This is a genomic window from Streptomyces sp. NPDC049585, assembly GCF_040675615.1.
In the GTDB taxonomy this organism is placed as follows: domain Bacteria; phylum Actinomycetota; class Actinomycetes; order Streptomycetales; family Streptomycetaceae; genus Streptomyces; species Streptomyces luteosporeus.
Genome location: NZ_JBFAPE010000041.1, coordinates 1 through 14,304, shown reverse-complemented (window position 1 = coordinate 14,304; position 14,304 = coordinate 1). Strand labels below are relative to the sequence as shown.

Here is a 14,304-nt window from a genome sequence, read left to right as displayed (position 1 = left end):
CATGGCCGCCCGCGGACGCACCGGGCGGCCGTGCGCGAAAGTGGGGGAAGCATGGAACCGGCGGAAACGCCGTTGGTCGGACGAGGGCACGAACTGGCCGTACTTTCGGCGTTCGTGACCGCGCCCGAGGGGCGGGCCCTGGTGCTGCGTGGCGAGGCGGGTGTGGGCAAGAGCGCGCTCGTCGACCACGCGGCCCGACTGGCCGCCCGGGCGAGCCACGTACTGGTCCGGGCCACCGGGGTGGAGGCCGAGTCGGAACTGCCGTTCGCCGGGCTGCACCAGTGCCTCTACCCCCTGCTCGACCGCACCGTCCGGCTGGAACCACGGCAACACGCCGCCCTGGACGTGGTGTTCGGCCGCGGCAAGGGCGAGCCGCCGTCCGTGATGTCCCTCGGCATCGCCGTGCTGGACCTGCTGTCGCTGGCCGCCGCCGAGCGGCCGCTGACGCTACTGATCGACGACGGCCAGTGGCTGGACGACGCCAGCGCGGAGGTGTGCGGATTCGTGGCACGCCGGCTGGCGGCCGTTCCGGTGAAGATGCTGGTCGCCCTGCGGGACGAGGTGCGTTCCGCCTTCGACCACGCCCGGCTCGCCGACCTGCAGGTCACGGCCCTGTCGGAGGAGGACGCCGGACGCCTCCTGGAGCTGCGTCACCCCCGACTCGACGAGCGCGTCCGGCGCACCGTCCTGGACCACGCCCGGGGCAACCCGCTCGCCCTGCAGGAACTGCCGCCCTACGTGGCCGCGCCGAAGCCCGCCGGTGACCTGCTCGCCGTCCCCGGGGTGCCGCTGCCCCGGCGCCTCCAGCAGCTCTACGGCACGCGGATCGAGCGCCTGGCCCCCGCCGTCCGGGCGGAACTGCTGCGTGGCGCCCTGGACGGCGCCGCCGCCGGCCGGCGCCGCGGTCGCCTGCACGCCACGCGGTACCGGATGCGCGACGTCGAACCGGCTGTCGCGTCGGGTCTGCTCGACGTCGACACGGCCACGGGTGACGTCGTCTTCCGGCACCCGCTGGTCCGCTCCGCCGTCATCCAGCTGGCGACACCCGACCAGCGCCGGGCCGCCCACGCCGAACTCTCCCGGGTGCACCGGGCCGACCCCGAGCGGCACGCGGGCCACCTGGCGGCCTCCGTCGTCGACCCGGACGAGGCAGTGGCCGCGGCGCTGGAAGCGGCGGCCGACTCCGCGACGCGGCGCGGCGGCGCGGCGGCCGCGGTGGCCTGGCTGACCCGCGCGGCGGAGCTGAGCGAGCGGCCCGCGGACCGCTCCCGGCGGCTCGGGGACGCGGCCTACCTCGCCGGGCAGGCCGCGCTGCTGGACGAGGCGCAACAGTTGCTCCACCGCTCGGCTCCCGAGCCCGGAACGGCCGGTTCCCTGGCCGCCGTCCTCACCTCCGCCCACGCGGACTTCGTCCAGGCCGGAGCGGTCCGGCCCGCCTTCCAGCGGCTGGCGGCGGCGATCGAGCGGTGGTCGGACGGCGTGGCGCAGACCGGTGGCGGAACCCTGGCCCGGGCGGCCGACGCGCTGGTCACCATGGCCCACTACGCGGGCGATCCCGCCCTGTGGCAGCGCGCCGAGCGGATCCTCGACTCACTCGGCGACCGGCTCCACCCGCTGACGGCGCTCTACCGGGACGCGAGCGCCGTGGCGCGCAGCGGTGCGGGGCTGCGCGTACGCCTGGAACAGGCATTCGCCGCCGAGGCGCACCTCGCGCCGTGGGACCTGGCCCGGCTGGGCGTCTGCGCCTCCCACGTCGACGTGCTGAGCCAGTACCGCACCCAGCTGCAGCGCGCCGTCGAACGGGAGCGGGAGGCCGGCGCCGTGTCGAGCGTGATGACCATGCTGCGGATGCTGATGCTGGACCAGATGTACTCCGGCGACTGGCAGGAGGCGGAGCGGACCGGGCACCAGGCGCTGGAGTTGTCCACCGCGCACGGCCACGTCCTCCTCGCGTACCACACCCGGGCCGTGCTGGGGCAGCTGGCGGCCAGACAGGGGCGGCTCGGCGTCGCACGGGAGCTGCAGTCCGCCGTGGACGCCTGGGCCCGCCCGCGCGGGGTCGGTCTGCTCACCCAGATCACGGAGGCGATCGCCACCGGAGTGGCGCTCACCGAAGGAGACTTCGAGGCAGCGTACCTGTACGCCATCGGGATGACGCCGCCGGGCAGCTTCGACCGTCACGCCCACCAGATCGCCCCGCGCGCCCTGCTCGAACTGGTGGAGGCCGCGCTGTACAGCGGCCGCCGGGACCAGGCGCGGCGGCACGCCCTGGCGGCCTGCGAGGCCGGCCTGCCGGAGGCATCCCCGCGGCTGGCACTCTCCGCCTACGGTGCCCTGGCGATGACCGCGGACGACCTGGCGGAGGCGACGGCGATGTACGCGCGCGTCGAGGCGCACCCGGCGGCCGGCGACTTCCCCTTCGAGCTGGCGCGCATCCGCCTGGCCTACGGCTCGACCCTGCGGCGGCTGAAGGAGCCGCGCGCGGCCCGGCAGGCGCTGGTGCCGGCCACCGAGGCGTTCGACCGTCTCGGCTGCGCGGCGTGGGCGGACCGGGCCCGCGCCGAACTGCGGTTCGCGGGCGGGTCCCAGGCCCCGTCGGCCCCGGACGTCGCGGCGCTGACCTGGCAGGAACGCCGGATAGCCGAACTCGCCGCGACCGGACTGACGAACAAGGAGATCGGCGAGCGGACCCGGTTGTCCCCACGGACGGTCAGTTCGCACCTGTACCGGGTCTTCCCGAAGCTCGGCATCACCTCCCGCGCCGCCCTGCGCGACGCGCTGAGCAACCACGCCGGCAAGGGGTGAGGCGACGCCCTCCGCACTCGCCCATTTCCTCAGGTTGGCGACGGATTGAACTGCACACGACGGCACAGAAGCCGCCTTCTCCGCGAGGTCACACGCCGCATTTCTGAATTGGCGTCAACTGCAGCCGGTGCACTAGAATTTACGCACCCAACAGCACAGAGGAGAGGCGCCGTCCATGGGCACCAAATTCATCGAGGTGGACGAGACCCACAAGGGTCGGCCGGGCGTGGAGGAAGGGGTGAAGACGATCGAGGTCGGCGGCCAGACGATCACGACCCCGATTTTCGTCCAGCGCATCGACTTCGACGACCTCGCCCCCGAGGTGACCGAAGACCTGACCACGGTCAAGTTCGCCGTGACCGTGACGGAGGAAATGGAGGACTTCACCGGGGAGATGCACGAGGACGGTTCCCCGGTGACGGAAATCAAGGAAATCCAGGTGCCCAAGTGGCTCGAGGTCGACCTGGGCGCCGAATCCCTGAAGCGGTACGAGGAGGCGATCTCCCCCTTCCTCGCCGCAGCCCGCGAAACCGAGGCCCCGGCGATCCCCGCCCCCCGCAAGCGCCGCAAGAAGTGAACCCCGGGCCCCTCTCCTGCCGGCAGGAGAGGGGCTTCGCCCGTGCGGTTGCCGGGCAATCTCCAGGGGCAGCGTCAAGGCAGCACCTGGAACCGAAAGGCCGGATACGCCCCATGAGCGATGAAATACAGGCAAAAGAGGCGCTCAAGCTCGCTCAATGGCATCTGAGCCGAGCGGATCAGCTCCGCCTGGGCCTGGTGAGCCGTACCAGCGCGCTGTTGAGTGCGAACGCATTGGTCATCGCCGGAGCAGTTCTCGTCTCCAGTTCACCCTCTTCGCGCCTGGCGCCGATCATCTGGGGCTCCACCCTTGTCGTATTGACGATGAGCACATACTCGGTGGTTCAGGCGACCGGGGTGCTCACTGGTCCGCTGCGCGGGCGCGACCTGTCCCGCCCGCCCGGGTTTCCCCCGTCGCTGTCCTTCAGCTACAAAGACACTTTGGATGAATTCAGCGACCCGTTGGCCTTCCGGGACGGCTTCATGACACAAAGCACCGGCGACGCCACACGGTCGGCCCTCCTCGAACTCTGGCGCTGCATGACGCTCCATCAGCTGAGAATGGCCAGATTGCACCGTGCGACTCGTTCCCTGCTCGCCAGCACCATGGTGTTGATTGCCACAGCGGCGGAAAGAATGGCCTTTCAGGTCCTGTGAACACGAGGAACACGAGTTCCGTCGCCCTCCACTCGAGCGGCTGGAGGGGCTGGGGGCGACTCGTGTGCGGGAGGTGGACAAGGGTCCTGCCGGCCACTGGTGGGTCATGCAGGACCCCGAAGGCAACGAGTTCTGCGCCGCGTAGTGGCCGGCCGGCGCGGTCCCTACTTCCCGAAGGCCGCCAGGGCCAGGCGCAGGCCGACCGCCGGGGCGTTCTGGGTGTTGGTGGAGGACGTGCCCAGGGCGTAGACCGCTCGGCGGTTGAGGTCGCGGGTGGCGAAGACGCCGCTGCGGTAGCCGGGGTCGCTGCCGGTCTTGCCCCATACGGTCGAGCCGTCGGGGAGGGTGAAGGACATCAGGCCGACGCTGAAGCACGCGGTGCCCTTGGTGGGGCCGGTGTTGCAGTTGAGGTTGTTGGCGTAGGGCAGGGGCTTGCCGTCGAGACCCTTGGGCACCGTGAAGAGTTCGGCGGCCTGGGCCGGGCGCAGGAGGCTGCCGTCGAAGAGGCCGGTGATGAAGCGGTCGAGGTCGCCGGTGGTGGAGGTCGTGCTGGCGGGCAGGCCGCCCTGCACGTTGACGTCGACGAGCTCGCCGTTGCTGCGGGGCATGTAGCCGGGGAGGTAGGGGCGGGGGACGGGGGTGCTGCGTCCGGGGACCGCGGTCCTGGTCTCGCGCATCTTCAGGGGCTTGAGGATGCGCTTGGTCACCTCGTACTGGTACGGGTGCCCGGTGATCTGCTCGATCAGCTTGCCGGCGATGCGGTAGCCGAAGGAGTTGTACTCCTGCTGGGTGCCGGGGCTGAAGCGCGGGCCGGGGGCGGGGCGGCCCTCGGGGCGGAGGGTCTGCTGGATGATCTGGTCCCAGGTGAGGGAGCCGAGGCGGCCGTCGATGTCCTGGTCCGGTGTGGTGGCGGGGGCGCCCTCGAAGTCCTGGGGGAGGCCGCTGGTGTGGTTGAGCAGCTGCCGTACGGTGATGGGCTCCTTGAAGCGGTCCTCCGGCAGCAGGCCGGGCAGGTAGTGCTGCACACTCTGGTCGAGGTCGACCCGGCCCTCGGCGGACAGCTGGAGGAGGATCACCGCTTCCATGGGCTTGCTGATGCTGCCGATCCGGAAGTGGGCGCCGGTGCTGATGTGCTTGCCGGTGACCAGGTCCCCGGAGGTGCCCCGCCAGGTCTGTGCGTCCTTGTGCACCTCGGCGACGGCAGCCGCGGCGCCGTCGGTCGGGCGCAGGCCGATGGCCTCGTTCAGGGCGGCGCGGTCCAGGCCGCCGGACGCGCCCGTCGCCGCCTGTGCGGGGGCCGTGGTGAGCACGACGGCGGCCGCGGCGGCGGTGGCGGTGGCCAGGGACAGGGCCGATGAGCGACGCATGCAGGACTCCGTTTTTCCTCGTTCTTCGCTTGCGACGTCCACTCTTCCGCCGGTGATCTTGCCGTACGACCGGGATGACCCTGACGCGACCCCGACGCGGCCCTGACCTCCCCGTCGAGGAAGTCCCTGACGCAGCCCGTGGCCATTGCGCCCAACGCGCCCCATCCGTAATGGTGTTCGCATGACCCACGACCGTCCCCACCGGAGGGTTCCGAGGCCGGCGGACGTGGCCGCGCTGCTGCGCCCGCGCCCTGTGGAGCTCGGCGGCACCCGGCGCCGGCTCGCCGCCGCGGCGACCGTGGCGGACCTGCGCCGCGCCGCCCGCCGCCGCGTACCGAGGGCCGTCTTCGACTACGTCGACGGGGGCGCCGGCGACGAGTTGTCGCTCGCCCGCAACCGTGCGGGCTTCGCGCGCATCGAATTCCGGCCACGCGTGCTGCGCGACGTCTCCGCCGTGGACACCTCCGCCACGGTGCTCGGCAGCCCCTGTGCCCTGCCGCTGGTGCTCGCGCCGACCGGGTTCACACGGATGATGCACCACGAGGGCGAGGTGGCCGTGGCCCGGGCGGCCGGCCGCGCCGGCGTTCCCTACGCGTTGTCGACCCTCGGCACGACGTCGGTGGCGGAGCTGGCCGCGGCGGCTCCGGGCACACGCCGGTGGTTCCAGCTGTACTTGTGGCGCGACCGGGAACGCAGCGAAGATCTCGTCCGGCGCGCCGCGGACGCGGGGTACGAGGCGCTCGTCCTGACGGTCGACGCGCCGGTGGCGGGGTCGCGGCTGCGCGACGTGCGCAACGGGATGACGTTGCCGCCCGCCCTCACCGCCCGTACGTTCGTCAACGGCGCGCTGCGGCCGGGCTGGTGGCTGGATCTGCTCACCACCGCCCCACTGGAGTTCGCCTCCTTGCGGCAGTGGGGCGGTACCGTCGCGGAGCTCGCGGACCAGATGTTCGATCCGACGGCCTCGCTCGCCGATCTCGCCCATGTGCGGGCCGTGTGGCCGGGCAATCTGGTGGTCAAGGGCGTGCAGAGCGCGGAGGACGCCCTGTCGGTCGTCGAGGCCGGCGCGGACGCGGTCGTGGTGAGCAACCACGGTGGCCGGCAGCTCGACCGGGCCCCGGTGCCGCTGGAGGAACTGCCCGCGGTGGTCGAGGCGCTCGGCGGCCGGGCGGAGGTGTACGTCGACGGGGGCGTGCTGTCGGGGGCGGACGCCGTGGCCGCGGTGTGCCTGGGCGCGACCGCCGTGCTGGTGGGACGGGCGTACCTGTACGGGCTGATGGCGGGCGGCGGAGCCGGCGTGCGGCGGGCCCTGGACATCCTGGGCGCCGAGGTGCGGCAGACGATGCAGCTCCTCGGCACGACGTCCGTCAAGGACCTGACACCGGAACGCGTACGTCTGCGGCCCTCGGACCGGTGATCTCGGAGGCGCTGCCCACCGGTCGGGCGGACGCCACCGCGTGGCAGGCCCCGAACCCGTCGGCGCGGCCGACGACGCGCCCCGCTTCGATGCGGATCGCCGTCTCGGTGTCGTCGTCCACGGCCGTCACGCCCGCGGCCGCGGCGACGGCGCCGGTGGTGTCGCACACGACGCGCAGGGCCGGCCAGGCCGCCCGGGGGAAGGCGCTGCGCAGGCAGCCGCACAGCTCGGCGACGACGAGCCGGGCGAGGGGCATGAGTTCGCCGGGGTCGCCGGTGACGACGACCACCGTGACGGGAGTGCCGGGTGGTGCGGCGCGGACGGCCTCCTCGGCCGCGGAGAGCCGATGCAGGCCGAGGACGGCGACGATGCCGTCCTCGTGCAGCGGCGCGGGCGCGGCCCGTACGGCGTCGACGGCCGCGGGCGGCTGCCAGGGCCGGTCCTCGGCGCGGGCGGGCGGGTGCACGGGCGGGGGCGCCCACCAGTCGTTGAGTTCGAGCCCGCACAGCCGCTCGGCCGCGCTGACCATGTCGAAGGGCTGTACGAAGCCGGGTGCGGCGGCGGCCAGTTGCCGGGCGCCGTGCAGGGAGGTCAGTACGGTCTCGGCGAGTCGGACGAGCCGGCCGGGGGGTGCCCCCTCCGGCGACCGGGGCGGCCGCAGGTGTTCGAGGGCGAGCGCGAGGAGGAGCGCGTCGAGCTTCATCAGCTCGACGAACGGCTGTGCGAGCCGGGCGTCGGCGAGGATTTCGGGCAGCGCGTCGACGTCGATGCGGGCCTCGCCGTACTGCGGGGGGACGCCCCCGTGGGCGGCACCGGCGTCGGCGAAGCCGGTGCCGGGCAGCCGGGCGACCCAGGTGCGCGCAAGAGCGCCGAGCGCCTCGCGGGCCGTGCCGCCCGCTTCGGTGGCCGGCGGCGCGGGCGCGCGTTCGGCGCGCTCGGCCAGAACGGTGAAGTACAGGGCCCGCTTGCCGGGGAAGTTGGAGTAGACGGCGCCGCGGGTGAGCTCGGCGCGCTCGGCGACGGCGTCGATCCTGGCGGCCCGGAAGCCCTTCTCGGCGAACTCCTCACGGGCGGCGGCCAGCACCCTGGCACGCGTGCGCTCCTGCGTCTGCGCCCTGTTGAGCCGAGCCATTGTCCTCCTCGTAGCGGGCCCCCACAGAGCGGCCGTCAAATTACCCTAGCATCGGGATGACGGGAACATCTGGATGGCAGGGGCAGCTGTTAAAGTCACGCAAGAGCGCGCGGGGTTCCCAGGCGGGGCCGCGGCGCACCGGAGGGGACGGGTCGACGGGTCATGGCACGCATCGGTGACGAGGGGTTCCTGCTGAAGTGCTCCTTCTGCGGGAAGACGCAGAAACAGGTCAGGAAGCTCATCGCCGGCCCGCCCGGCGTGCACATCTGCGACGAGTGCGTGGGGTTGTGCAACGAGCTCATCGAGGAGGAGCTGGCGGTCGTCACCGAGGCACCGCTGGAGGAGCTGCCCAAGCCGGCGGAGATCCACCGGTTCCTCGACCAGTACGTCGTGGGCCAGGAGGCCGCGAAGCGCTCGTTGGCGGTGGCCGTCTACAACCACTACAAGCGCGTGTGGGGCATGGAGGACGACGACAAGGACGTCGAGGTCGCCAAGTCGAACATCCTGATGCTCGGACCCACCGGCTGCGGCAAGACCTACCTCGTGCAGACCCTGGCGCGGCTGCTGAACGTCCCGTTCGCCATCGCCGACGCGACCGCCCTGACCGAGGCCGGCTACGTGGGCGAGGACGTCGAGAACATCCTGCTCAAGCTGCTGCAGGCCGCCGACTACGACGTGACCCGGGCCGAGACCGGCATCGTCTACATCGACGAGATCGACAAGATCGCCCGCAAGAGCGAGAACCCCTCCATCACCCGCGACGTCTCCGGCGAGGGCGTCCAGCAGGCGCTGCTGAAGATCCTGGAGGGCACGACGGCCTCGGTGCCGCCGCAGGGCGGGCGCAAGCACCCGCACCAGGAGTTCATCCAGATCGACACCTCCAACGTGCTGTTCATCGTGGCCGGTGCCTTCGCGGGCCTGGAGAACATCATCAACGACCGGGTGGGCCGGCGCGGGCTGGGCTTCGGCGCCCAGATCGAGCCGGTCACGGCGCGCGCGGACGGGGACGTCTTCGCCAGCGTCATGCCGGCCGACCTCGTCAAGTACGGGCTGATCCCCGAGTTCATCGGCCGGCTGCCGGTCATCGCCCGCGTCTCCAGCCTCGACAAGGCGGCCCTGCTCAAGACGCTGACCGAGCCGCGCAACGCCCTGGTCAAGCAGTACAAGAAGCTGTTCGAAATGGACCAGGTGGAGCTCGAGTTCAGCCGGGGCGCGCTGGAGGCGATCGTCGACCGGGCCATTCTGCGCGGCACGGGCGCCCGCGGTCTGCGCGGCATCATGGAGAACGTCCTGCGGCCGGTCATGTTCGACATACCGAGCCGCAGCGACGTCGTCAAGGTCGTCATCAACGAACGCACGGTCACCGAGAACCGCAGCCCGATGATCGTGACGCGGCCGCCCTTCTCCGAGGTGTCCGGCGGCCACTCCGCCTGACGGCAGCCGCCCGACGGCCCGGGGGCCTGCGCCACCGCCCGACGTACGGTACGTCGGCCGGCGGCGCGGGCCCCTCGCCGTTGTCATCCTCGCCGCCCGCACAGCTCCGCCTCGATCACCGCGGCGATCCGGCCGAGCATCTCCGGTTTGAGGATGCCGGCGTGGGTGGTGGCCACCCGGTGGCAGACGACCTCGCCGTCGACGTACGGGCGCCAGCTGCCGGCGTCCAGCACGGTGTCGGTCTCCTCCGTCGCCGCGAACAGCACCATGCGCGTGGCGACCCGTTCATGCCGGTAGCGCGCCGTGACGGCGATGTTGTTCTCCAGCACCCGCATGATGGTGAGGAATTCCTCCTCCTCGATGCTGCCGAGCACGGTGTTGGTGGTCCGGGCCAGCTCGGCGAACTCGTCGAAGCCCATCGGCCCGGCCGGCACCTGCTCCGTCCCGACGCCCAGCAGGTCGAGGATCCCCCGGTAGTACTCCTCGTGCGCATGCTCCTCCAGCTCGCCCTCGTCGGCGGCCGGTTTGGCGTCCAGGCAGACGATCAGGGCGACCTCCTGGCCGCGCTCGCGCAACCGGGCGGCCATGGCGTGGGCCACCACCCCGCCGAAGGAGTGGCCGAGCAGGTGGTACGGCCCCGACGGCTGCACCCGCAGCATCGCCTCGATGCAGTCGTCGGCCACCTCCTCCAGCGACCGCGGCAGGTCGTCGGGGTGCGCCAGGCCGCGGGCCTGCAGCCCGTACAGCGGGATGTCGGCGGCGAGGTGCGGCAGCAGGGCGGCATAGTTCCAGCTCATGCCGCCACCGGAGTGCAGGCAGAACAGTGGCGGCCGCTGTCCCTTCGCCCGCAGCGGCAGCAGGACGTCGAAGGCACTGGACCTCTCCCCCTCGCCGCCGAGCCGCTGCGCGAGCGCGGCCACCGTCGGCGCCTCGAACAGGGCCCGCAGGGGCAGCTCGACGCCCAGGACGTCCCGGATACGGCTGATCAGCCGGGTCGCCAGCAGGGAGTGCCCGCCCAGGTCGAAGAACCCGTCGTCGACCCCCACCCCCGGCACCGCCAGCACCTCGGTGAACAGGCCGCACAGCACCTCCTCCTGCGGGGTGCGCGGCGGCCGCGCCGGGCCGCCCCCGTAGTCCGGGGCGGGCAGGGCCCGCCGGTCGACCTTGCCGTTGGGGCTGAGGACGAGCTCGTCGAGGGCGACGACGGCCGCGGGCACCATGTACGCCGGGAGCCGGTCGCGCAGCGCCTCGCGGACGTCCGCGGCGGAGAAGGACTCCGGCTGCTCGGGCACGACGTATGCCACCAGGCGGGTGTCGCCCGCCGCATGCCGGTCGGCGACGACGACGGCCTGCACGATGCCGGGCAGGCGCCGCAAGGCGTCCTGCACCTCGCCGGGCTCGACCCGGAAGCCGCGGATCTTGACCTGGTCGTCGGCGCGCCCGAGGAACTCCAGCTGTCCCTCTGCGTTCCAGCGGACCACGTCGCCCGTGCGGTACATCCGCTCGCCCGGGGCGCCGAAGGGGTGGGCGACGAAGCGCTCGGCGGTCAGCCCCGGCCGGCCCAGGTACCCGCGGGCCAGGCCGGCACCGGCTATGTACAACTCGCCCACCACGCCCCGCGGCACCAGGCGCAGCCCGGCGTCCAGCACCAACCCGGACAGCCCGAACAGCGGCCGGCCGATGGGCACCACCGGGGCCTCGCGCCCGGTCAGCGGTGTGCTCATGGCCGCCCCGACGGTCGACTCCGTGGGCCCGTACGCGTTGATCATGCGGCGCCCCGGGGCCCACCGGCCCACCAGGTCCGGCGGGCACGCCTCGCCCGCCACCAGCAGCACCGACAGGCCGGCGAGGGCGCCACCGGGCCCGTACCCGTCCAAGGTGGCCAGCACCGAGGGCGGCAGCGTCACGTGCGTGACCTGCTGGCGCCGCATGGTCTCCTGCAGCGCCTCGCCCGCCAGCGCGTCGGCCGGGACCGCCACCAGGCTCGCCCCGGCGGCGAAGGCCATCACCAGCTCCCACACCGACACGTCGAAGCTGGGCGAGGCGAACTGCAGGACCCTGCTCTGCGGTGTGAGGGCGAAGCCGTCCAGCTGCGCCTTGGCCAGGTTGGCGATGCCGGCGTGGGTGACGGCCACCCCCTTGGGCCGGCCCGTGGAACCGGAGGTGTAGATGACGTACGCGGGGTGCGCGGGATGCACGGTCACATCGGGCGCGGTGTCGGGGAATCGGGAGAGGTCCTCGCGCTCGGTCCATCCGTCGTCGAGCACCTGGGCGGGCTCCGCGTCCTGCAGCATGAACGCGATGCGCTCGGCCGGGTAGTCCGGGTCGACGGGGACGTAGGCGGCCCCGGTCTTCAGCACGCCCAGCACGGTCGCGACCAGCCCGGGCCCGCGCCGCATCAGCAGCGCCACGCGCCGCTCGGGCCCCACCCCGCGCGCGAGCAGGCAGTGCGCGATGCGGTTGGAGAGCCGGTCCAGCTCCCCGTACGCCAGGTGTCCGGCGTCCCAGCGCAGCGCGACCGCGCCCGAGTCGCGGACCGCCGCCCGGGCGAAGAGCTCGGGCAACGTCACTGCCGGCTCGTCGGACCGGTCGGCCCGCGACCACTCCAGCAGCTCATCCCGCTCGCCGGCGCCGAGGATCTCCAGTGCGCCGATCGACCGGTCGGGATCCGCGACCGCCGCCCGCAGCAGCCGGGACCACCGGTCGGCGAGGACGCGCACGGTCTGCGCGTCGTACAGGTCGGTGGCGTATTCGATCAGTCCGGTCAGCCCGGCGGGACGGCCCTCGTCGTCGAAGGTCTCGGCGACGCTGAAGAACACGTCGAACTTGGCCGAGCCCACCCCGATCGGCTCCGTGCACACACGCAGCCCCGGCAGCTCGAACCGGGCGTCGTCGCCGCTCTGCAGCACCAGCACCACCTGGAACAACGGGTGATGAGCGGTGGACCGCTGCGGGTTGAGCTTCTCGACGAGGTACTCGAACGGCACGTCCTGGTGGGTGTAGGCCGCAAGGCTCGTCTCCCGGACGCGGGAGAGGAGGGTGGAGAAGGCGGGGTCACCGGAGGTGTCGGTGCGCAGGACGAGGGTGTTGACGAAGAAGCCGACCAGGTCGTCCAGACACTCGTCCCCCCGGCCGGCGATGGGCGAGCCCAAGGTGATGTCCTCGCCCGCCCCGAGCCGGGTCAGCAGCGCGGCCAGACCGGCCTGCAGCACCATGAAGAGCGTGGTGCCGGAGGTACGGGCCAGCTCCCGCAGCCCGGCATGCGTGCGGGCGTCGATCGTCAGCGGCGCCACGTCGCCCTGGTAGGAGGCGACGGCCGGCCGGGGCCGGTCGGTCGGCACGGTCACCTGCTCGGGGAGAGCAGCGAGGTGGTCGGTCCAGTAGCGGGCCTGACGGACGAAGACGCTGTCGGGATCACTGTCGTCACCCAGCAGTTCGTGCTGCCAGAGGGTGTAGTCCGCGTACTGCACGGGCAACGGCGCCCACTGCGGCGCCCGCCCCTGGAGCCGGGCCCCGTAGGCGGCCACCAGGTCACGGGCCAGCGGCCCCATCGACCAGCCGTCGCCCGCGATGTGGTGGACGACGAGCACCAGGACCGACTCCTCCGGCCCCACGGACAGCAGCCGGGCGTGCACGGGGATCTCCCGGTCGAGCGCGAACCCGTACCGCACGGTGTCGCGCACCGCCTCCGCCACCTGCTCCTCCTGCACCGGCACGACGGTCAGCGGGAGCCGGGCCTCCTGCGGGGTGAGAACGTGCTGCCGGGGCAGGCCGTCGGTGTCGGGGAAGACCGTCCGCAACGGCTCGTGGCGGGCGATCACGTCGTTGATGGCGGCCTCCAGCGCCCGCACGTCCAGCTGCCCGGTGAGCCGAAGGGCGAGCGGCATGTTGTACGTCGAGGAGGGCCCCTCGAACTTGTACAGGAACCACAGCCGCTGCTGCGCGAACGACAAGGGAAGGACGGCAGGGCGGGGCCGCGGGGCGAGAGCGGTACGGACGGTGTCCGACGGGGCGCCTACGTGGTGGGCCAGGCCGGCCACCGTCGGTACGTCGAACAGCGCCCGCAGGGCGATGTCCGCGCCCAGCACGCTGCGGATGCGGCTGACGAGACGGGTGGCGAGGAGGGAGTGGCCACCGAGGTCGAAGAAGTCGTCGTCGATGCCGACCTCCGGCATGCCCAGCACGTCCGCGAAGAGCGCGCAGAGGGCTTCCTCCTGCGGGGTGCGCGGTTGGCGTGCGGAGCCCGTGGCGGTGCCCGTGGCGGTGGTGTAGTCGGGGGCGGGCAGGGCGGCGCGGTCGAGCTTGCCGCTCGGGGTGAGCGGCAGGGCATCCAGGACGACGATGGCCGACGGCACCATGTGTGCGGGCAGCCGGGTGCGGAGGGCGTCGCGAAGGGAAGCGGACGAGGAGAGCCCGTCGGGAGCGGGGGTCGGGACGGTGTAGGCGACGAGGCGGGTGTCGTGTTCCTGGTGCCGGCGCGCCACGACCACGGCCTGGGCCACGCCGGGCTGGGCGCGCAGGACGGCTTCCACCTCACCGGGCTCGATACGGAAGCCCCGGATCTTCACCTGGTCGTCGGTCCGGCCCAGAAACTCCAGCTGACCGTCGCCCGCCCAACGCACCAGGTCGCCGGTGCGGTACATGCGGCTGCCGGGCTCGGTGGCGTAGGGGCACGCCACGAAGCGTTCAGCGGTCAGGTCGGGGCGGCCCCCGTACCCGCGAGCAAGGCCGGGCCCGGCAACGTACAACTCGCCGGGTACGCCCGGTGGGACGAGACCGAGGCGCTCGTCGAGGACGAGAAGCCGCACGCCGGGGACAGGGCCGCCCACGGGTGCTCGCGTGCCGGACAGCGGGCGGCTCATCGCCACCGCCACCGTGGCCTCCGTCGGACCGTAGGCGTTGACCATGCGACGGCC

Annotated in this window: 8 protein-coding genes and 1 pseudogene; 6 read left to right on the top strand and 3 right to left on the bottom strand. The window is 72.8% G+C overall.

Features of this window, described 5'->3' with window-relative positions; genetic code table 11:
- Positions 1-51: 51 nt before the first annotated feature.
- The 4 genes and pseudogenes from AB0K17_RS27580 to AB0K17_RS27565 all read left to right on the top strand — a co-directional run.
- The gene (locus AB0K17_RS27580) at positions 52-2,805 is read left to right on the top strand and encodes an AAA family ATPase (protein WP_365984641.1); all 2,754 of its coding nucleotides are present in this window, start codon (positions 52-54) and stop codon (positions 2,803-2,805) included.
- Positions 2,806-2,980: 175 nt separating this feature from the next.
- Positions 2,981-3,382, top strand: a complete 402-nt coding sequence (locus tag AB0K17_RS27575; protein WP_365969047.1) for a hypothetical protein — start codon at positions 2,981-2,983, stop codon at positions 3,380-3,382.
- A 113-nt stretch (positions 3,383-3,495) separates the two neighbouring features.
- Positions 3,496-4,038 carry a hypothetical protein gene (locus AB0K17_RS27570; protein ID WP_365969046.1) on the top strand — a complete coding sequence of 181 codons (543 nt, stop codon included), beginning with the start codon at positions 3,496-3,498 and terminating at the stop codon, positions 4,036-4,038.
- A gap of 31 nt (positions 4,039-4,069) precedes the next feature.
- Positions 4,070-4,183 (top strand): annotated as a pseudogene (locus AB0K17_RS27565) (VOC family protein); the annotation flags it as partial.
- Positions 4,184-4,202: 19 nt separating this feature from the next.
- Here AB0K17_RS27565 and AB0K17_RS27560 read toward each other — a convergent pair.
- Positions 4,203-5,405 (bottom strand): serine hydrolase domain-containing protein, encoded by a 1,203-nt coding sequence (locus AB0K17_RS27560; protein WP_365984639.1) that lies wholly within the window; start codon positions 5,403-5,405, stop codon positions 4,203-4,205.
- A gap of 181 nt (positions 5,406-5,586) precedes the next feature.
- On the opposite strand from AB0K17_RS27560, the gene AB0K17_RS27555 reads away from it, so the two are divergent.
- Positions 5,587-6,822, top strand: coding sequence for an alpha-hydroxy acid oxidase (locus AB0K17_RS27555; RefSeq protein WP_365984638.1), 1,236 nt, complete (start codon positions 5,587-5,589; stop codon positions 6,820-6,822).
- Here AB0K17_RS27555 and AB0K17_RS27550 read toward each other — a convergent pair.
- Complete coding sequence (locus AB0K17_RS27550; protein ID WP_365984637.1) at positions 6,773-7,954, bottom strand: helix-turn-helix domain-containing protein; 1,182 nt, start codon at positions 7,952-7,954, stop codon at positions 6,773-6,775. The genes AB0K17_RS27555 and AB0K17_RS27550 overlap by 50 nt on opposite strands.
- Positions 7,955-8,116: 162 nt before the next feature.
- Here AB0K17_RS27550 and clpX point away from each other — a divergent pair, with 162 nt between their 5' ends.
- Complete coding sequence (clpX, locus tag AB0K17_RS27545) at positions 8,117-9,388, top strand: ATP-dependent Clp protease ATP-binding subunit ClpX (protein ID WP_344434035.1); 1,272 nt, start codon at positions 8,117-8,119, stop codon at positions 9,386-9,388.
- 83 nt (positions 9,389-9,471) lie between these two features.
- On the opposite strand, the gene AB0K17_RS27540 is transcribed toward clpX, so the two are convergent.
- On the bottom strand, positions 9,472-14,295 hold the full coding sequence (locus AB0K17_RS27540; RefSeq protein ID WP_365984660.1) for an amino acid adenylation domain-containing protein: 4,824 nt from the start codon (positions 14,293-14,295) through the stop codon (positions 9,472-9,474).
- Between the last annotated feature and the right edge of the window lie 9 nt (positions 14,296-14,304).

Coding starts and splice junctions, on each gene's coding strand:
- AB0K17_RS27580 (WP_365984641.1), top strand. CDS start 52: ATGGAACCGGCGGAAACGCCGTTGGTCGGACGAGGGCACGAACTGGCC.
- AB0K17_RS27575 (WP_365969047.1), top strand. CDS start 2,981: ATGGGCACCAAATTCATCGAGGTGGACGAGACCCACAAGGGTCGGCCG.
- AB0K17_RS27570 (WP_365969046.1), top strand. CDS start 3,496: ATGAGCGATGAAATACAGGCAAAAGAGGCGCTCAAGCTCGCTCAATGG.
- AB0K17_RS27560 (WP_365984639.1), bottom strand. CDS start 5,405: ATGCGTCGCTCATCGGCCCTGTCCCTGGCCACCGCCACCGCCGCCGCG.
- AB0K17_RS27555 (WP_365984638.1), top strand. CDS start 5,587: ATGACCCACGACCGTCCCCACCGGAGGGTTCCGAGGCCGGCGGACGTG.
- AB0K17_RS27550 (WP_365984637.1), bottom strand. CDS start 7,954: ATGGCTCGGCTCAACAGGGCGCAGACGCAGGAGCGCACGCGTGCCAGG.
- clpX (WP_344434035.1), top strand. CDS start 8,117: ATGGCACGCATCGGTGACGAGGGGTTCCTGCTGAAGTGCTCCTTCTGC.
- AB0K17_RS27540 (WP_365984660.1), bottom strand. CDS start 14,295: ATGGTCAACGCCTACGGTCCGACGGAGGCCACGGTGGCGGTGGCGATG.